The following is a 17,091-nucleotide window of genomic DNA, read 5'->3' as shown; positions in this document are numbered from 1 at the left end:
GCTAAACCAGATTGGGAGGCCATCGAATCGGTTTACCGTGCTGGTTCGTTGTCAATTCGTGAGATAGCGGCTAAACACGGGGTGAGTGATACCGCCATAAGGAAAAGAGCCAGCGCTAATGGTTGGCAAAGAGACCTGACTGATCAGGTAAAAAAGGCAACAAGAACTAAGCTGGTTCGCAGTGAGGTTCGCAGTGAGGTTCGCAGGGTTGGTTCGCAGCCAGAAGTGCGAACTGATGAAGACATTATAGAGCAGGCATCCAGTGAAGCGGCGGAAGTTGTCCTCGGGCATCGCACTGATTTAGCAGACTGGCGCAGGATAGCAAATAAGCTGAGAACGTTTCTGGATGATGTTGAAATAACCGAAGATAACCACGCCTCTATCGCTCGGACTATTACGGCTGGTGTTGACGCTCAAATCAAACTCATCAAGGGTGAGAGGGAGTCATACAACATTGATGGCGGCGATAAAAACACAGCTACAGACAACATTTCTGACCTGATGGACGATTTAGCCAAGGGATAACCATGAAGCCGGAACATTTAGCGTTATTGCGCGATAAACTCTGGCGGCTCAATAATCTCTACTGGATAACCAATAAAGAAGGTCGTCCTGTCAGGTTTAAGATGACGCCGGAACAGTTGGAATACTTCGGAGGCATTCACACCCGCAACATTATCCTGAAAGCCCGTCAGTTGGGTTTCACCACTGAGGTATGCATTATTCAGCTTGATGCCGCCTTATTCGAGTCTGCCAAATGCGCCCTGATTGCTCATACCCTGAACGATGCTAAGCGCTTGTTTCGGGAGAAGGTGAAGTATGCCTATGATCGGTTGCCAGATGAGATTAAGGCCGCCAACCCTGCCAGCAATGATTCGGCGGGTGAGCTGGTCTTTCGCAAAGGTGGATCACTGTATGTCTCCACCTCGTTTCGTGGTGGCACCTTGCGTTATCTGCATGTGTCCGAATTCGGGAAGATTTGTGCCAAGTTCCCACACAAAGCCAGAGAGATAGTCACGGGGGCGTTTGAAGCCGTCTCCACCGATTGTTTCACCACGATTGAAAGTACGGCAGAGGGGCGGGCCGGTTACTTTTTTGATTATTGCCAGTCAGCAGAGAAAGCCCAGATACAAGGCAAACCGTTATCCAACCTTGATTGGAAGTTCTTCTTTTTCTCTTGGTGGAAGAATCCACAATATGCCATCGACCCCGTTGAACCCATTCCGCAACGGCTGGTGGATTACTTTGCGGAGTTATCAGGCAAACACGGCATTCAGTTAAATGAACGCCAAAAGGCGTGGTATCTCGCCAAAGAAAAGACGCTCGGCGATGACATGAAACGGGAATATCCATCCATCCCCGCCGAGGCATTCCAGCAATCGGTTGAAGGGGCTTACTACGCCAAACAGTTTCGTGCGCTGTATGAGAAGAAACGCATTGGTAAGGTGCCGGATAACTCACACCTGCCAGTACACACGTTCTGGGATATCGGGGTGGGGGATTCAACGGCGATCTGGTTTGTGCGTGAGGTGGGTAATGAGTTTCATATTATCGACTACTACGAGAATTCCGGTGAGGGGCTGCGGCACTACATGAAAGTGCTGAAAGACAAGGGATACACTTACGGTGAACACTGGGGACCGCATGATATTGATAACCGTGAATTTGGTGCGGATGCCAAGTCTCGTCGTGAATTAGCGCGAGAGGGGTATGAGATCGATGGGCAGCGGTATTCGATGATATTCAAAGTCGTGCCAAAGGTGGGTATTGATACCGGTATTGAATCGGTGCGTGAGATCTTATCCAGTTGCGTATTCGATGAAGAGCAGTGCAGCGAGGGAATATCTCATCTGGAAAGTTACCGTAAGGAATGGGATGACAAGCGCGGCTGCTGGAAGGATAAGCCGCTTCATGATTTCACGTCACACGGTGCGGATAGTTTTCGTTATTTTGCTGTGGCCAAGAATAACCGCAAGGCAGTTGGCGCATTTTTCTTTTAAGGAGCGTCTTTCGTGAGTGAAAGCAAAACAGAATTTCTGGTGAACAGTCTGGCAGACACCATCGCCAGGCGAATGCTTTACGCATCAGGTGGGATTAGCGGCAATACGAAACGTACCAATATCTATACTGAGTTTGGCTATCCCGAACGGTTAACCTTTCGTGAGTATTACAACGCTTATGAACGTAATCCAGTGGCACATGCGGCGGTGCATCGTTTACTGGATGGGTGCTGGCAGGATAACCCGACCATCATTGATGGTGAGGAAAAGAAAGAGTCAGATGCTACCAGTGCATGGGAAACAAAAGTTACGAAGTTACTCAAGCCGCTCTGGTCAAAAATCAAGGATGCTGATCGCCGCAATATGGTTAGTCATTATTCGGCATTGCTTATTCAAGTGAGGGACAATCAATCATGGCATCAGCCGGTAGATGTCAAGGTCGTTTCCAGACTAAAAGAAAAGGCATTGGTCAATTTAATCCCAGTTTGGGAGCCGCAATTAACCGTTGCTGAATGGGACACGGACATCAATTCAGAAACTTACGGTGAGCCGAAGATGTTTAATTTTGATGAACGTCCGATCGGTCAGGTTGAAATGCAAGGGCCAGCCAAGCAACTAACCATTCACCACTCACGGGTCATTATCTTGTGCGAAGGGGCTGAATCGGGGGATATTTTCTCTGGTACACCTCTTCTCAGGGCTGGCTATAACAAGCTGTTGGATGTTGAGAAGGTGAGTGGTGGCAGCTCCGAAGGCTTTCTGAAAAACGCTTCCCGTCAGATTGGGGTTGAGTTTGATAAAGAAACCAGTATCAGTGAACTTAGTCAATTGGCAATTGAAGCTGGATATAAAAACCTTGGCGAAGCTTTGGAAGATAAAATACATAAACTCAATAGAGGAACTGACTCAGCCGCTGTGATGCAGGCTGGAAAATTGAATGTGCTGTCTGTTGCGCCGGGAGATCCAACCCCGACATGGGAAGTAACAAGCCGTGAGTTCTGCGCCTCAGTACAGATACCATTTACGGTTCTTTTTGGCACGCAAACAGGAAAGCTGGCAGGTGATAAAGATGATGCCACATGGAAAGTTCGCCTGAATGGGCGTCGATGGGGTTTTTTAACCCAATATGTAACAAGACTGATACAACGACTGTGGGAAGTTGGCATTATCGAGCCGCCCAGCTCTGGCGAGGTCACTATTGCATGGTCTGACATGCTGGCAGCCAGCGAACAGGAGAAGATCGACAATATGATTAAGATGGCGGAAGCGGCACTCAAGACCCAACAGGCATTCGGGACGCCAATATTTACCCCTAATGAGATCCGCACTGTGGGCGAGCTGGAGCCGCTGGAAGAAGAGCCTGAGCCACAGGTGGCAACCGGAGATCCGTTAACTGATGACAAAGATCAAAATCGGCACCCCGATAATACCAAGGAATAAACGCGACCCAACGCAATCATACCGACCCGTTAACAAGATGTTTCGTGATATCGAGCAGCGGTATTACGACATTAAGCAATCCCTGAGACAACTATTTGACATTGCCTTGACCGGACAGTCAAAAGAAGGGCAATCCAGTTATTTGTTGGCAAAAAACGAAGCAGGTGGGCCAGATTGGTTATTTCGGGTTAATCAGGATGCTTTTATTTACGACATGTCGGCGAGCGAGTTAGCATTATTGCTGGAGCGGATACAGGCCATTCTGGATGCGTACTTGCTTGAGGGTGGTAAAGAACAGCTATGGGCGTTGAGTTATGTCGCGGCTGAATATCAGCGTGGAACACTAAACGCCTATACCAATCTGTCTATGCAATCAGAAATCTACGCACAGCAAACGACACTGTCTTTCCTGTTATCGACGCCAGCCTATCAAAATCAGGTGGCGGCGGCTTTTGTCTCAACGTACAGCGACTGGAAAGGGATATCGGACGCAACAAGGGCGGATTTGGCTAATGTGATCACCGAGGCCATTGCTCGCGGTATCAACCCAAGAGAAACCGCAGGCATTGTCAGCAAGCGGCTCGATGTATCAATGGCTAAGGCTAAAAACATCGCCCAGACTGAGCAAGTAGGTGCATTGCGAGAGGCTAATTGGAATGAATCTGAATGGGCCAAAGAGCGGCTGGGATTAAATACCAAATTGCTTTGGTTATCCGCCCTGAAACCTACAACACGGCAATGGCATGCAGTCAGGCATGGAAAACTCTGCACAAAACAGGAGGCTAAGGAATTCTATTCCAAGAACGGTAATCGCCATCATTGCTACTGCGCGCAACTGCCTGTTGTTCTGGATGATAACGGGAAGCTGTATAACACGGGATTAACTGAACGTCTGACGGAAGAGCGTAAGGTGTGGCAGGAATCCAATTTATCTAAGTAACTTCAACGAGGTCATGGCATGAAGCTCAGCATTCATGTTAAATCGCTGGCCTTAAACTCCTCCAATATTTCAACGGAAACCATCGACGGTGATGAGCATATCGTCATTCGCGGCGTTGTGCCCGTGGTCGATGATGTTGTGATGAACGGGGGACTTTATCCGGCTGGTGAAATTAACAAGAGCTACCAATCAATCGAAGGCAAGCAAATGCCTTTGGGGCATCCCAGCATCGGTGGTCAATATGTTTCCGCTGATGTGCCCCGTGCAGTGAATCAGTTTCATGTGGGTGCATGGGCTGAGAATGTCCGTAAAGACGGTGATCGGGTTGTCATGGACATGAAGATTAATCGCCGTTATGCAGAGTCTACGGAGAAGGGCAAAGCATTGCTACAGCGTCTTGATGACATGATCGCCAACAAAGACGCTGAACCTATCCATGTTTCCACCGGATTATTGCTACAGCGTGAGCAGAATAGCGGGAAATCCAAAGGGAAAAAGTACACATGGGTAGCACGAAACATGCAGTTCGACCATGTGGCTATCCTCCCTGCTGATGAGCCGGGAGCAGCCACACCAGAAGAAGGCGTAGGCATTTTTGTTAACTCTGATGGTGAAAAGTTAGAAGTTGAAACGGTCAATCTCTCTGATGCGTCAAATTGCACAAAAGAAGGGGTGATTGATAAAGCCCGGTTCTTCTTCACTAATGCGTCTAACTTCTCATTTGATGACATTTATTCTGCGCTCAGAGATAAACTCAGAGCCACCTATCCAGACGATGATTATCCCTATACTGAAAGCGTCTGGCCGGACAGATTCATCTATTACCACTCTGGTAAAACCTACCGACAAAAATATCTCATGAACGATGACGGCACCGCTGAACTCGTTGGAGAGCCTATTGAGGTTGTGCGCAAGCCAACTGAATACGAAGAAATCAAAACCAATAAGGAACAAGATCCGATGAAAGACATGATTGTTAACGCACTAAAAGCCGCTGGCAAGGAAACAGAGGGTCAGTCTGATGCTGAGCTATTTGCTGCCTATAACGCACTCAAGGAGGGCGAGAAAACGAATCAGGACGATAAGAGCAACAAGGAAGGCCCAGACAAAAATAAAGAGAAAGAAGAGAAGCAACCCGTGAATAACGCTGCTGAGGCTCCAGCATGGTTTCAGCCATTTGCAGATAAGATCAATACGATTGAGTCAGGGCTGACAGCAAACGCGGACAAAGATAAAGCCGATAAACGTGCTGCTGTGAAAGCGAAGTTTGGTCTGGACGACACCGCAGTTAACGCACTGGATGGCGCGGCACTCGATGGGTTCTATGCGCAATGCCAGACCTCAACCGGAATAAATCCAGCTTTCACAAACAACAATTCTGAATCATTCACATCTATGCCGGAGTAAGAAAATGGCTAAAGACGGAAAACACGTAATTCATGCGGGTGGTGTATTTACTAATCCCATGCTGAACCGAGAAGGGGCGGCGGCAGTGGATACGAAGCCGGGCACGATTGGATATTTCGAGGCCGGGAAATTCAAAGCCTCGGTAGACGGCAAGGAAGCGGCGATTCTTTATGTCGCCAATATCGATTATCTCCGCTGCCAGACGGTAGATGAACCTATCACGGCTGGTGGTGTGGTCGTTGGTATTCATCCAATGGCGGGGATATTTCTGAATGTTCGCGCGGCTGAGGGCGCGTACAAAAAGGGGCAACCAGTCACAGTCACTAACGGTCAGATTCAGGCTGCTGGTGACGGCGTTACGGTATTTGCCTACGTTGAAGAAGACGAACTCACAGTAAAAGCGGGCGATTTGGTTCGCATCGTTTTCAAGTAAGGAGACATGAATGTTTGTATTTTCAAAATCTATCGGTGAGCAAACCGGTAACTTGGCAGTTAATCAGGCTCAATTTCGTGAACTGGAAATAGCCCGCAATGCTGGCGCGCAGGCAGCGGCTGATTTTATAGCTCGTACCCGTTGGCGGGGAGAGGCTGAAAGTGCCCCTTATCTTAATGCCGTGAATGCGGTTGATGATATTCGCCGTTTGTACAGAGCTTATGACCAGACCGTCATCAAACAGTTTGAGCCGAATACTGAGTTCACCTTGTTTAATGACCTGATGCCACTGTCTCGCTCCGTTCGTCTGGAAGAGTCAGTATACGAGTATGCGCGCACTGGCGGCAAAGGCTGGGCGCACACTTCCATGAGCGGTCAGATTGGTGCAGCATTGGATGCGCGTGCGTACAGCTTTGACGGTACGATGGTGCCTATTCATGACTCTGGATTCAAATTCCAGTGGCGTGACCCGATTTTCAACAAAGGTTCTGCGCTGGCTTCACTGGCAGATGCGCAGCAGGGATCTGTGGACAGTGTTCGTCGTCAGTATGTGGACTACATCTTCAACGGCTTCCGTGACAGCGAAGGAAGCTATATCCAGTTTGACGGGAAAACGTGGAAAGGCCTGAAATCTGATGAGCGTGTTGGTATGGTTGATTTGGGTAAGGGTGGTTTGAATATCGACTTTACCAAAGCTGACGCTAAAGCCATCCGCGAAGGGGCGATTGCCTTGCGCGACACCCTGCGCCTGAAAAACTTCATGTACGCCGAACAGACTTGGTATGTCTCCGGTGACATCTTGCCCCATTGGGAGAAGATTTACTTTGATGTCAACGCGACCCGTACTGTGTTGGAAGAAGTCAAGAAACTCACGGGCATCAAAGATATCAAAGAAGACTTTCAACTGGCAGGGAATGAAACTCTGGTCTTGCCGTTGGGTGCAGGTGTTATTTCTCCTGTCGTCGGTCAGGCGTTCGGTACGGTGGCTGATCCGCGTCAGTTCTACAACTCGGATTATGTCTGGCGGACTTGGGGTGCGGCTGGTCTGATGGTCAAGACCGACATCAACAACAAACACGGCGTTCTGTTCGCCAAGGGATAAGGAGTCGATATGGCACTGGTAAAAGTGATTGCAGGCAATCTGTTCTCCGGTGCCAATCTCCAAAAACTGGAGGTTGGCGATTTAGTAGAAATCGATCAGATGACAGCGAAACGCTGGGCGTTGATTGGGCTAGTGGAAATGATTGAAGATAGCGCTTTTGAAGTCGCAACACCGACGCACAATACTCCTGAGCCTGAGCCTGAGCCTGAGCCTGAGCCTGAGCCTGAGCCTGAAAAACCAAAAGGTAAAGGCAGTAAAAAGGATAAACCAGATGGTGCAGATAACGCTGAATGACATCAAGCCGATGATCGCCGAACTGGGTTTTACGTTGCCTGATTCAGTTCTTGAATTGTTATTGAATCAGGTAAATGAAAAATCTGAGTGTATGGCGGCTCAGGGGTATGAGGGTAATCTGCAAAAGCTATTGCTTATCTACGCTGCTGTCCGTTTGGCCTCCCTGTCTGGCGCAAGAAAGATCGCTTCACAGGGTTCTCCTTCTGGTGGCTCCCGTTCATTCAACTATGATTCAGCCGGCACTGATTACCTGCTTAAGCAAATCAGAGTCTGGGATAAACACGGTTGCCTGTCTGGTTTGCCACTGGAGAGTAAATCAGTCGGCTTCTTTGATGTGGTGGGGTGAGTATGAGCAGCGTTGCTAACTGGGCTTATACCGCCCTTTGCACCTTCTGGAAGCGGCTGGGAAATGATGAGTATGGCAAGCCCCTTGGTTATGGAGAACCGCAAATCATCCTGTGTGATTATCAAGGCGGATTGTCCAGCAAGATATCAGGGGTTGGTGTTGAGCTGGTGGCTAAAAATACCTTCTGGACTGAGTTTGCTGATGCGTCTGTGGGGGATTACATCCTGATTGGCGAGTCATTCAATCCAGACCCTATTGCGGCAGGAGCTGACGAAATCAAACATCTCGTTCGCTATGCAGACACATTCGAGCGTATGGCGGATGACTATGCGTTGGTTACAGGGGTGTGAGATGGGCGTAAAAGTCACTGGCATTCGTGAAGCACAAACCAGACTGAATGCGCTTATCGGCGATATAAGAGGACGGAAAGTGGTTCGAGCCATATATAAAGCTTTGTATATTGGTAGTGCTCAGGCTGCGCTTTATACGCCGATTGATACTGCCACCCTCATTAATTCTCAGTTCCGTGATGTTCGCTTTCAGGGATCACGGTTAACGGGGCGAGTGGGTTACTCGGCAAACTACGCTATTTATGTTCATGACCCCAAAGTTAAGCAAAACTTCCGCAGGGCAACCGCGAAGAAAGAGTTTTTGCGACGAGGTTTCGATGAGATTAGGGAGCAGATAGATAAGGCTGTCATGGAGGAATTGAAATCGCTATGAGTGTATTTGAGCAATTTCGGCATTATCTGGCAACGGCAGGTTTGATTGACGGTTTCACGGTGCAGATGGTCACTTGGATTGAGCAGAAAGGCGATGGTGGTAAGATGCAGTACATGATCTTTCAGCCTGCGGGTGGAACCGGGCGACTGGATGATATCAGCGCCGATGACAATGTACAGGTGATACTGGTTAGCGGTCAGAATGATCCGCTGCCTGTTATCCAGCGGGCACAGGAAATACTCGACTATGTGGCTGCTCATCCCGATGATGATTGCCTAACCGCTGTTTTTAATCTGGGAGGTATGCCAACTCCCATTCCCACACAAGAGAACCGATACATCATCCGGTTACTATTCCGTTGTACATCATAATAGGTCGCCTAACGCGGCCTTTTTTATTTCTATTAAAAGAGGTTATTCATGGCTAATTGCCCAGTAGAAACCAATAAGCTGATTGGCCGCAATGCCATTATTCGTCTTGCGCACGGTTGCAATGACACAGCACCCGATCAGTCAGCATTCCTAAGGATTGGTGCCTTGACCACCAAATCATTTGATCTGTCTCCCAACACGCTGACCTCAGAGGCGGACGATTCAAAAGGGCTGGTGGAGAGTATTGTGACCAGTATGGACTTAACCATCTCATTTGACGGCGAATACCGTAAACAGGATAAGAACGAAGATTTTGGCCCATTGCGTCTATTGCGGGAGATCCCGAAAGAAGTTCAAGCTGGTCGTCAGCCCTCGTATTGGGTGCAGATGGATTTTACCGGTGAAGATGCTTTCGTATTACAAGGTTACATGGTCTTTACATCCTGGTCATCCCAGTTTGGCTCTAATGAAGTTGCCACCTATTCCGGTGAATTAAAGGTGAGTGATGCCGATACCGTTGACTGGCTGATTGAAGAAGTATTGGTGCAATCAGTTGCTGTTAACCCGCCCTCCTTGTCTGTTGCAGTCGGGAAGACGAGCTCTTTTAGCGTTAGCGTCACCCCAGCCAATGCCACCGATAAAAGCTACGCAGTGGTATCGGATAAAACCAGCATCGCAACTGTGAGCAAGGTTGGTAATGTGGTGACTGTGAAAGGCGTTGCAGAAGGCACTGCAAACATTACCGTGACGACCTCGGACGGCAGCAAGATAGCAAAATGTGCCGTAACGGTTACAGCTTAACATTACAAAGGGTGCTGGATAGTGCCCTTGATAATGTTAAGGAGGCGTTATGACACCCATTTTTGAAATAGGTGAGATGGTTATCTCTGGTGACAAAGATTATTTACTTTGCCCTTCATTAGCGGCAATGAATCGCGTTGGTACACCACAGCAAATTGTAGAGGCGTACACCCTGCTTAACGGAGCAGAGGCACAAGAATTAATTAACCGTGCAATACTGGCTTATGGAACTGTCCCCGACTGGTTGATTGAGCTGATGCGTAAACCTGCATTTGGTCGTGTCATTCTGTCAACTTCAATGAGGGTGATACAGGCGTGCTGTGAGGACGATGCAGATGAGCTGATCGGCGAATGGCGACCGGGGCGAAGAGGGATTGTGTATCGTCCGGGGAAAATACCCATTAATGACATCATCGTGATTGCCAATGAGCTGATAACGCACGGCGTTATTGGCAAGGTAAAAATCAGGAGACTCCAGCGTAATGAAGGAACGGAAGAGTATTCAGGTCAGTTTAAGGTGATTGAGTACATCAATGCCGCCCGTACCCATTTCAATATGTCACGCGAGGAAGCTGAACGGTTAACTATGACCGAGTTTCAGATGATGCTGAAAGCCAAGTTTCCCGATGAAAAAGGCTTCACCCGTGAAGAGTATGATGCGGTGATTGACGCGGATGATCAGCGCACTGATGACTTAATGAAGGGTAAGCGCAGGTTGGTTAGTATGAAAAAGTAACCACGGATGGCTTAAATACCATGACTTTTTGTATATACAAAATGGACGGTTTGGTAATCTATTTTATCTATCAATTACACAATAATCATTGATATTTTGTGAATCAATTTGAGTTGTTTCGATCTGTTTCGTGGTGTATTCTGTATATACAGATTAACCATAGGTTAAAGACACCGGCACATGAAGCTCTTGATATCATCAAACATCAGATTGAAGTTAGCGGGCAAGAATCCGCCTGTTAATGAAGAGGATATACTCCAGTGTTTTTCTAATCGGGTAGGGCGTTTTCTTGAGGATACAAGAGAAGATAATAGAACTGATCCGCCTACTAGATGGTTTATATCTGAAACTGATTACGGTGTTAAGTTAAAGATAGTCTTTATCTACTACCCAGAAAAAGGGGTAGCCATAAGGACAGCTTATACACCTAACGAAGATGAATTGAGAATTTACAAAAAATACGGTCTAGGAACAGAGAAATGAGCAAACAAACTGATAAGCGAACACACCTGATAGCTTCTACTGATGAAGCATGGGAGAACGGTGAGCTTGGTTGTAGTGAGGCTCACGTTAAAGTATCCAGTGATATAACCGAAGACTTGATTAATGAAGTGCTGGAATTACAGCCAATTTCAATCAGGTTAAATAAGTCCCTGATAGAAGACTTGAAAATGATAGCTGACCTTAATGGTTTAGGCTATCAGCCATTAATCAGGCAAGTTTTAAATCGCTTTGCCAATAGTGAGAAGAAACGAATACTCACCGAAGCTCACAGCAAGGCGATAAAGAATGAAAAAAGAAAATCGATTAATAAGCACAAGGTTGCTTAATTAAATAGCAATCAACAAACCCGCCCTTTGAGCGGGTTTTTCATTTCTACTACTCTTTGGCATCATCTTGCACTATGTCATCGTCGTTATGAGTAGACAAGCCGTCCGTGGCTTTGGGGTTAGAATATGTTCATCGGTAGTGAGATCATGTTATCTATGTGATACCCGTATCGTCTCGCCACACCTTTAATTATTCCCGTTGGCGTCTCGGTTCCACCAGTAAAAGTTTCGGTCTTGTTGAGATGTTTATCGTAAATTTCCATCTTGATAACATATCTGAAATTAGGTGGCTGAGGTTTTGGCTTTTTCTTTTTAACCTCACCCGTTGTCCAGTATTCGTAAAGAACGTCGTCGCACTCATCCTGATACCGGATAACTTTATCCCTGATCGACGCTTTCACTTTATTGGGGCTAATAGTTGCTAACCAGCCAGCAAGCTTGCGGAGGGCGAGGCAAGCCATATTGCGCTTTTTACCATCTGCGGCAACTATAACGATTTCCGTTACAGTTGATTTAAATCTTTGTTTTATCTTCTCTAATTGCGATTGCCAAGCTAAACCTATTCCATCAACAATGGGTCGCATGGGTACATAAGGTTCACCGTTATAATTAACCAAATATAGATGGTCACCATGAAATGGAACGCTGATAGTTTTACTTGATTCATTAAATGGTATACTTAGCATGTCTATTCTCCTGCAAGAGTTGTAGACGTTGAATAAGAAGCCCCTAACTGTCCCTACGACGGTTCGGGGCTTCGCCGTTTTAAAGCGACAATATTTATCGCGTAATTGTAACGTTATGTAAAGAAAGTTAATTTTAAATTGCGAGACACCTCGAATATTAAACTATTCACACACATAATAAGTGTAAATGCATATTGTTAACACTATAAATCACTGTTAAAGTGGTCATTTCTGTCGGATAGATCAGTATTTGATCGCCGTCCTTGGCTTCAATCTTTAAGCTACTACTTTCAAATCTGTGATTGAGAATCTACCCATTTTGGCGTGATACCACTGCGAGCCACGTTGTTTTGCTTCCTTCATCATCTGGTTCAGTGCTTTTTCGAATGATTCTTCATGCACTACTGCCATTTGAGTGACTTGTCCGCCCGGCGCAACATGAGGGACTTTTTTGTGTGGTATCGACCAAGCCCTGACTGTTGCAACCAGTTGGGGCTTCACTGCTTTAGGTATTGATAAACCCATCATCTTTTAACGTCTTGCGCACTCTACTTACTATTTCTTTGCTAAATGTTCTGTCATTTTTCTTTGCTAATTTTTCTAATAAGTCTCTAATCTCTTCTGGGAATCTGACTGACGAGGGTTTTGTTGTTTTCACTATCAACTCCTTTTTTATGTATGTGGTACGCATACATATTATTTAGGTACGCATTGATAGTCAATAGATACCTACTTAATCTGTACTAAAATATTAGGAGTGGGTATGTCAGAGAGAAAATATAAGAATCCACAGGTTAATCTACGCCTACCTGTTGAATTAAAAGATAAGGTAACCAAGCTCGCAGAAGTCAATGGCAGATCATCTAATCAAGAGATGGTAGCCGCTATTGAAGATTGGGTGAGTAAAAATGAGGTCAATTTAGATGTTAGTGTTACAGATATTGCCAATAGAGTGACGGCGTTAGAAAAAGAAATGGAACAGATAAAAAAGCTGTCTAAATAAACACTAATTTGCTCAATTTTGCAGTGCTAGTTGGTTAACATAAGACAAGGTAACTAAATGAGGAATATGATGAGAAAAATATTTTTTGCGGCGACATTTGTTCTTAGCTCTTTATTATTAATGAGTGGCTGCACTACACTTCAACCCCCAACACAAGAAGAAATGTCTTCTGCTAATTATGGTGAATTGCCGGGTAATTATGAAGAGCAAATAAAAAACGCAATGAGCGCCAGTCTAAAAGACCCATATACAGCACATTACAGATTCTTAAAACCATTTAAAGGTTATACCCAGGATGGAGAATGGTCACCATCTAAGGGGAGCGTAGCATATGGCTGGATAGTTCCGGTTTATGTTAATGCAAAAAATAGCTATGGTGGTTACGTTGGTGAAAGAAGATACGTTTATATCTTCTCAGGTGGAGTGTTATATGACACAACAACCAATGATATGTTTAATAGAGTACAACCTTTGAATCAATAAACCCCTTTAATTTATTTCCTGTATCAAACAACCCTGCCATTCGGCGGGGTTTTCTTTTTTAAGGAACTAACAAAATGGCAGAGCATCAAGTAGGCAATATTGTTTATCAGGTATCAATGGATGTAGCGCAATTATTGTCAACACAAAGACAATTAGATTCGCGCTTGGGGCAGGTAGAGCAACGCTTTAATCAAACTGAGCGTTCAGTGCAGGGAGCGGAGAAAGCCTTATCTTCTATTTCTAAGGTTGCGATGGCTCTCACATCAGCGCTATCTGTTCAACAGGTGGCGGCTTATGCCGACGCATGGGTTGTGGTGAATAACAAACTGGTTAACGCCGTTAAAGCAAATGAAGCGCTGGCGGAAGTGACAGAGCGTGTTTTCAATATCAGCCAGAACGCCCGTGCAGATTTGGATTCCACAGCTGCGCTGTATGGTCGCCTTGAAAGAGCCACTCGTAGTTATGGTATGTCGGCTAATGATGTGGCGAAATTAACCGAGACTGTAGCAAAAGGTCTGGTGGTTTCAGGAGCAACCGCTGCTGAATCGTCAAGTGTAATGATTCAGTTCTCGCAGGCTATGGCTTCTGGCGTCCTGCGTGGTGAAGAATTTAATTCCATGTCTGAGAACGGCAGTCGCTTAATTGCCGCGTTGAGCGATCACCTTGGCGTTAATATTGGTCAGTTAAGAAAAATGGCGGCGGAGGGTAAATTAACTTCGGAAGTTGTATCGAAGGCTTTTCTGGCACAATCTGAGGTTATCGCTAAAGAGTTTGGTAAAACGTCAGCAACAATGAGTCAGTCTATACAAGTGGCAAGTAATAATCTGACTCAATTCTTTGGTCAATCCACGACTGTTCAGACAGCACTTAAAACGTTTAATAGTACCTTGGTAACGGTCAGTGAAAATATGGATCTTGTATCAAATGTGGCTTTAGTCGTTGCTGGAGTAATAGGAGGGCGATTGGTAGGTGCTTTGGCATTAGCAACGCAAAACAAGATAACTCTTGCTGCTGCTTCTATTAATGCGGCAAGAGCAGCTCAGGTTACTGCTCAGAATGAATTATATGCAGCACAAACTATAACAAGACGGACTTGGGCTGATAAAGATGCTGCGGCCTCTGCACTAAATCTTGCTCAGGCTGAATACCAAGTGGCAAGGGGGAGCGCAGCGGAAGCATTAGCGCTGGATAATCTCAATGCTAAAAAATCAGCAGCTATATCTGCATCGGCTGCTCATGTTCAGGCTAAAAATGCAGAAACGGCGGCGACGGAACGGTCAGCAGCGGCAAATAGAGCGGCTAGCATTACCTTAACGGGACTCAAGGGGGCACTCTCGTTAGTGGGTGGGCCTATGGGCGCTGCGATGCTGGCTGGTGGAGCAATATTCTATTATTACCAGCAGGTTCAGCAAGCAAAACAAGCATCTATGGAGTTCGGAGAAACCTTGCCGGATGTTATTAAAAAATTAAAAGAAATGAATAACGTACAGGCAGAGGCATCCGGAGCCAAAACGATAGAGTATATAAAAAATCTAAAGGATGAAATGAATGATCTAGAGGAAGAACTTAAGGAAGCAAATAGAGAGCAAAAGAAGTCTTGGGATTTAGCTTTTCAATTTGGAGTAACCACAGATCAAAATAATGGTCACATGGTGAATTACAATAAGAATGTCAGAAAGGCAAAAGAATTAGCGGGAGAAATCTATACCAAGAAAACAAAATTAGCTGATGCAGAAGGATTTTTGGCGCTAATATATAAGCGAGTTAATGAAACTATCGTTGAGCAAATGAAAGCTGCTAAGGAAAATGCAGAAGCTCATGATAAGGCTATAAGTTCAATAGCAAGAATGACAGGTGCTCAAGATCATTTTGCTCAAATTTTGGGTATGGCAACTGGTGAATTAAAGGAATTCAATGCTGAATATCTCAAAATAAACTGGGGTGGTGAAGAAGGCGAAAAATTAATAAAGCAAGCAAAAAGACGTCTTGCTTTGAGCAAATTAGAAGGGAAGGCCAGAGCTGAACAGCAAGCAGAATATGACGCCGAGGATGCAGGAACAACCGATCCAAATGCCATCAATGCATTGAAAGAGACATATGCACAAATATGGGAAAACGGAGAAGCATCAAAAAAATCCAATAAAAAATCAACCAAGTCAGCCAATGAAGCCGCAGAAGCATTAAAACGTCAGCAGGAAGCCTTAGATAGACTCAATACTGGATATCAAGAAGGCAGTATTGAGATGGCTAAGTACGATGCGGTTAAAGCGCTTGGTAGTAAAGCAACGCCAAAACAAATTATGTTAGCAAAAGCAGCCGCAGCAGAACTCTATAAAATAGAGCAGCGTAGAAAAGATAAGGAATACGCCCTCGAAAAAGATGCTCTTGCCAAAGCGGAGAAAATTAAAAAGGAGGAAAGTGAGCAATTAGAGCGGGTATTCAAAGAGGATTTGATAAAGGAAGAGCAGTATAATCAACGCAGACTGGAGATCGCCGCCAACTATTCAAAAGCCATTGCAGACATCAAAACAAACAAAGTCGTCACCCCTCAACAAGAACTCACTGCACAGATTGACCCCATTCAGGAGCTTGCTAACCGCCACAAAAAACAGCTTGAGATGATCGCTCAGTTCGAGACTGAAAAAAGCAAGTTAACTCAGCGTGGCATAGAATTAATGAATGCTGCCAATACCAAGTACGAGCAAGATCGCCTGAATGCTTCATGGGAAATATGGCGCAATCAGAATCAGGCCAATCAGTTCTTGGCTGACTCGTTGGATGCATTAGGTTCACGCTCTGCCAATGCGATAACAGGGTTGTTAACCGGCACTCAGAGCGCCAATGAAGCTATGAGAAACCTTGCATTAACCATCACGAATGAGGCTGTTTCCGCCTTAGTCCAGATGGGGATTCAGCAAATAAAGAATATGGTCATAGGTAAGGTAGCCAATACCGCCGCCGCAACATCGGCAGCAGTAACAGGCGCTAGCATTACTGCATCTATGGCACCTGCTGCTGCGGCTACCAGTGTCGCAACAATGGGTACAGCCGCGACAGTCGGAATGATGGCAATGGCAACGGCTGTTCCTGCCATGATCGCATTACTCGGTGCTCGCAAAAATGGTGGCCCAGTCAGTCCGAACGGCGCTTACCGTATCGGTGAGAATAATCAGCCGGAAATCCTTAAAGCCAATAACGGTCATCAATATTTGTTACCGGGTGACAGGGGTAAAGTTGTTAGCAATAGGGATATGGGGAAAGGGGGTAATACTTTGATTCTGCAACAAACGAATCAGATCACAATTAAGACACAGGGCGGCGTTACTGAGCAAGACGCAAGAATGATTTCCAATATCATTGATGCTAAAATGACCGAGTTTGCAGTGAATCAAATGAGAGATGACGGTCTTTTTGAGAAAATTGGATATTAACAAGGAAAAATAATGAGACTTTTGATTAAAAAAATTACCTATCATTTAACCTGAATTCTGGATAA

22 protein-coding genes are annotated in these 17,091 nt (G+C 45.7%); 19 read left to right on the top strand and 3 right to left on the bottom strand.

The window, feature by feature from the left end; genetic code table 11:
• The 16 genes from FE394_RS09150 to FE394_RS09075 all read left to right on the top strand — a co-directional run.
• Positions 1-525, top strand: a 525-nt coding sequence (locus FE394_RS09150; protein ID WP_319926087.1) for a hypothetical protein, incomplete at its 5' end; no start/stop codon positions are given.
• Positions 526-527: 2 nt separating this feature from the next.
• Positions 528-2,000: a terminase gene (locus tag FE394_RS09145; protein ID WP_319926086.1), complete on the top strand. Its 1,473-nt coding sequence runs from the start codon at positions 528-530 to the stop codon at positions 1,998-2,000.
• A gap of 12 nt (positions 2,001-2,012) precedes the next feature.
• Entirely contained in the window at positions 2,013-3,440 is a 1,428-nt protein-coding gene (locus tag FE394_RS09140; RefSeq protein ID WP_419836322.1) for an anti-CBASS protein Acb1 family protein, read from the top strand.
• Positions 3,394-4,380: a phage minor head protein gene (locus FE394_RS09135; RefSeq protein WP_419836323.1), complete on the top strand. Its 987-nt coding sequence runs from the start codon at positions 3,394-3,396 to the stop codon at positions 4,378-4,380. Before FE394_RS09140 ends, FE394_RS09135 begins: the two co-directional genes overlap by 47 nt.
• Before the next feature lie 18 nt (positions 4,381-4,398).
• A complete protein-coding gene (locus FE394_RS09130) occupies positions 4,399-5,787 on the top strand; it encodes a DUF2213 domain-containing protein (protein ID WP_319926084.1) in 1,389 nt (462 codons plus the stop codon).
• A gap of 4 nt (positions 5,788-5,791) precedes the next feature.
• On the top strand, positions 5,792-6,220 hold the full coding sequence (locus tag FE394_RS09125; protein WP_319926083.1) for a hypothetical protein: 429 nt from the start codon (positions 5,792-5,794) through the stop codon (positions 6,218-6,220).
• Between the two features lie 10 nt (positions 6,221-6,230).
• Positions 6,231-7,322, top strand: a complete 1,092-nt coding sequence (locus tag FE394_RS09120) for a major capsid protein (RefSeq protein WP_319926082.1) — start codon at positions 6,231-6,233, stop codon at positions 7,320-7,322.
• A gap of 9 nt (positions 7,323-7,331) precedes the next feature.
• Entirely contained in the window at positions 7,332-7,616 is a 285-nt protein-coding gene (locus FE394_RS09115) for a hypothetical protein (RefSeq protein ID WP_319926081.1), read from the top strand.
• Positions 7,594-7,962: a DUF7370 family protein gene (locus FE394_RS09110; protein ID WP_319926080.1), complete on the top strand. Its 369-nt coding sequence runs from the start codon at positions 7,594-7,596 to the stop codon at positions 7,960-7,962. The genes FE394_RS09115 and FE394_RS09110 overlap by 23 nt, the downstream gene beginning before the upstream one ends.
• A 2-nt stretch (positions 7,963-7,964) precedes the next feature.
• Positions 7,965-8,312: a hypothetical protein gene (locus FE394_RS09105; RefSeq protein WP_319926079.1), complete on the top strand. Its 348-nt coding sequence runs from the start codon at positions 7,965-7,967 to the stop codon at positions 8,310-8,312.
• 1 nt (position 8,313) lies between these two features.
• A complete protein-coding gene (locus FE394_RS09100) occupies positions 8,314-8,685 on the top strand; it encodes an HK97 gp10 family phage protein (RefSeq protein WP_319926089.1) in 372 nt (123 codons plus the stop codon).
• Positions 8,682-9,056, top strand: coding sequence for a phage tail termination protein (locus tag FE394_RS09095; RefSeq protein WP_319926078.1), 375 nt, complete (start codon positions 8,682-8,684; stop codon positions 9,054-9,056). The genes FE394_RS09100 and FE394_RS09095 overlap by 4 nt, the downstream gene beginning before the upstream one ends.
• 255 nt (positions 9,057-9,311) lie before the next feature.
• Positions 9,312-9,857 (top strand): Ig-like domain-containing protein, encoded by a 546-nt coding sequence (locus FE394_RS09090; protein WP_319926088.1) that lies wholly within the window; start codon positions 9,312-9,314, stop codon positions 9,855-9,857.
• 49 nt (positions 9,858-9,906) lie between these two features.
• Entirely contained in the window at positions 9,907-10,593 is a 687-nt protein-coding gene (locus FE394_RS09085; RefSeq protein WP_319926077.1) for a DUF6246 family protein, read from the top strand.
• Between the two features lie 180 nt (positions 10,594-10,773).
• Positions 10,774-11,076, top strand: coding sequence for a hypothetical protein (locus tag FE394_RS09080; protein WP_319926076.1), 303 nt, complete (start codon positions 10,774-10,776; stop codon positions 11,074-11,076).
• Positions 11,073-11,423, top strand: coding sequence for a hypothetical protein (locus FE394_RS09075; protein WP_319926075.1), 351 nt, complete (start codon positions 11,073-11,075; stop codon positions 11,421-11,423). The genes FE394_RS09080 and FE394_RS09075 overlap by 4 nt, the downstream gene beginning before the upstream one ends.
• A 119-nt stretch (positions 11,424-11,542) precedes the next feature.
• Here FE394_RS09075 and FE394_RS09070 read toward each other — a convergent pair whose 3' ends face one another.
• The 3 genes from FE394_RS09070 to FE394_RS09060 all read right to left on the bottom strand — a co-directional run bounded on the left by FE394_RS09070 (position 11,543) and on the right by FE394_RS09060 (position 12,767).
• Positions 11,543-12,109, bottom strand: coding sequence for a phage antirepressor N-terminal domain-containing protein (locus tag FE394_RS09070; protein ID WP_319926074.1), 567 nt, complete (start codon positions 12,107-12,109; stop codon positions 11,543-11,545).
• A 276-nt stretch (positions 12,110-12,385) separates the two neighbouring features.
• Positions 12,386-12,637 carry a hypothetical protein gene (locus tag FE394_RS09065; protein WP_319926073.1) on the bottom strand — a complete coding sequence of 84 codons (252 nt, stop codon included), beginning with the start codon at positions 12,635-12,637 and terminating at the stop codon, positions 12,386-12,388.
• Positions 12,615-12,767, bottom strand: coding sequence for an Arc family DNA-binding protein (locus FE394_RS09060; RefSeq protein WP_319926072.1), 153 nt, complete (start codon positions 12,765-12,767; stop codon positions 12,615-12,617). The genes FE394_RS09065 and FE394_RS09060 overlap by 23 nt, the downstream gene beginning before the upstream one ends.
• Positions 12,768-12,872: 105 nt before the next feature.
• On the opposite strand from FE394_RS09060, the gene FE394_RS09055 reads away from it, so the two are divergent.
• The 3 genes from FE394_RS09055 (at position 12,873) to FE394_RS09045 (ending at position 17,026) form a co-directional block, all read left to right on the top strand.
• On the top strand, positions 12,873-13,112 hold the full coding sequence (locus tag FE394_RS09055; protein ID WP_319926071.1) for an Arc family DNA-binding protein: 240 nt from the start codon (positions 12,873-12,875) through the stop codon (positions 13,110-13,112).
• A gap of 66 nt (positions 13,113-13,178) precedes the next feature.
• The gene (locus tag FE394_RS09050; RefSeq protein ID WP_319926070.1) at positions 13,179-13,595 is read left to right on the top strand and encodes a hypothetical protein; all 417 of its coding nucleotides are present in this window, start codon (positions 13,179-13,181) and stop codon (positions 13,593-13,595) included.
• A gap of 74 nt (positions 13,596-13,669) precedes the next feature.
• Positions 13,670-17,026 (top strand): tape measure protein, encoded by a 3,357-nt coding sequence (locus tag FE394_RS09045; RefSeq protein ID WP_319926069.1) that lies wholly within the window; start codon positions 13,670-13,672, stop codon positions 17,024-17,026.
• Positions 17,027-17,091 lie beyond the last annotated feature (65 nt).

It is taken from the genome of Xenorhabdus littoralis (assembly GCF_033949345.1).
In the GTDB taxonomy this organism is placed as follows: Bacteria; Pseudomonadota; Gammaproteobacteria; order Enterobacterales; family Enterobacteriaceae; genus Xenorhabdus; species Xenorhabdus littoralis.
The sequence above is the reverse complement of the archived record's forward strand: the minus strand, read 5'-3'. Positions and strand labels throughout refer to the sequence as shown.

Excerpts from the sequence above, each read along its gene's own strand:
- FE394_RS09095 (WP_319926078.1), top strand. The coding sequence starts at position 8,682 with ATGAGTGTATTTGAGCAATTTCGGCATTATCTGGCAACGGCAGGTTTG.
- FE394_RS09100 (WP_319926089.1), top strand. The coding sequence starts at position 8,314 with ATGGGCGTAAAAGTCACTGGCATTCGTGAAGCACAAACCAGACTGAAT.
- FE394_RS09085 (WP_319926077.1), top strand. The coding sequence starts at position 9,907 with ATGACACCCATTTTTGAAATAGGTGAGATGGTTATCTCTGGTGACAAA.
- FE394_RS09145 (WP_319926086.1), top strand. The coding sequence starts at position 528 with ATGAAGCCGGAACATTTAGCGTTATTGCGCGATAAACTCTGGCGGCTC.
- FE394_RS09090 (WP_319926088.1), top strand. The coding sequence starts at position 9,312 with ATGGACTTAACCATCTCATTTGACGGCGAATACCGTAAACAGGATAAG.
- FE394_RS09075 (WP_319926075.1), top strand. The coding sequence starts at position 11,073 with ATGAGCAAACAAACTGATAAGCGAACACACCTGATAGCTTCTACTGAT.
- FE394_RS09070 (WP_319926074.1), bottom strand. The coding sequence starts at position 12,109 with ATGCTAAGTATACCATTTAATGAATCAAGTAAAACTATCAGCGTTCCA.
- FE394_RS09105 (WP_319926079.1), top strand. The coding sequence starts at position 7,965 with ATGAGCAGCGTTGCTAACTGGGCTTATACCGCCCTTTGCACCTTCTGG.
- FE394_RS09065 (WP_319926073.1), bottom strand. The coding sequence starts at position 12,637 with ATGATGGGTTTATCAATACCTAAAGCAGTGAAGCCCCAACTGGTTGCA.
- FE394_RS09130 (WP_319926084.1), top strand. The coding sequence starts at position 4,399 with ATGAAGCTCAGCATTCATGTTAAATCGCTGGCCTTAAACTCCTCCAAT.
- FE394_RS09115 (WP_319926081.1), top strand. The coding sequence starts at position 7,332 with ATGGCACTGGTAAAAGTGATTGCAGGCAATCTGTTCTCCGGTGCCAAT.
- FE394_RS09045 (WP_319926069.1), top strand. The coding sequence starts at position 13,670 with ATGGCAGAGCATCAAGTAGGCAATATTGTTTATCAGGTATCAATGGAT.
- FE394_RS09125 (WP_319926083.1), top strand. The coding sequence starts at position 5,792 with ATGGCTAAAGACGGAAAACACGTAATTCATGCGGGTGGTGTATTTACT.
- FE394_RS09120 (WP_319926082.1), top strand. The coding sequence starts at position 6,231 with ATGTTTGTATTTTCAAAATCTATCGGTGAGCAAACCGGTAACTTGGCA.
- FE394_RS09080 (WP_319926076.1), top strand. The coding sequence starts at position 10,774 with ATGAAGCTCTTGATATCATCAAACATCAGATTGAAGTTAGCGGGCAAG.
- FE394_RS09050 (WP_319926070.1), top strand. The coding sequence starts at position 13,179 with ATGATGAGAAAAATATTTTTTGCGGCGACATTTGTTCTTAGCTCTTTA.
- FE394_RS09110 (WP_319926080.1), top strand. The coding sequence starts at position 7,594 with ATGGTGCAGATAACGCTGAATGACATCAAGCCGATGATCGCCGAACTG.
- FE394_RS09055 (WP_319926071.1), top strand. The coding sequence starts at position 12,873 with ATGTCAGAGAGAAAATATAAGAATCCACAGGTTAATCTACGCCTACCT.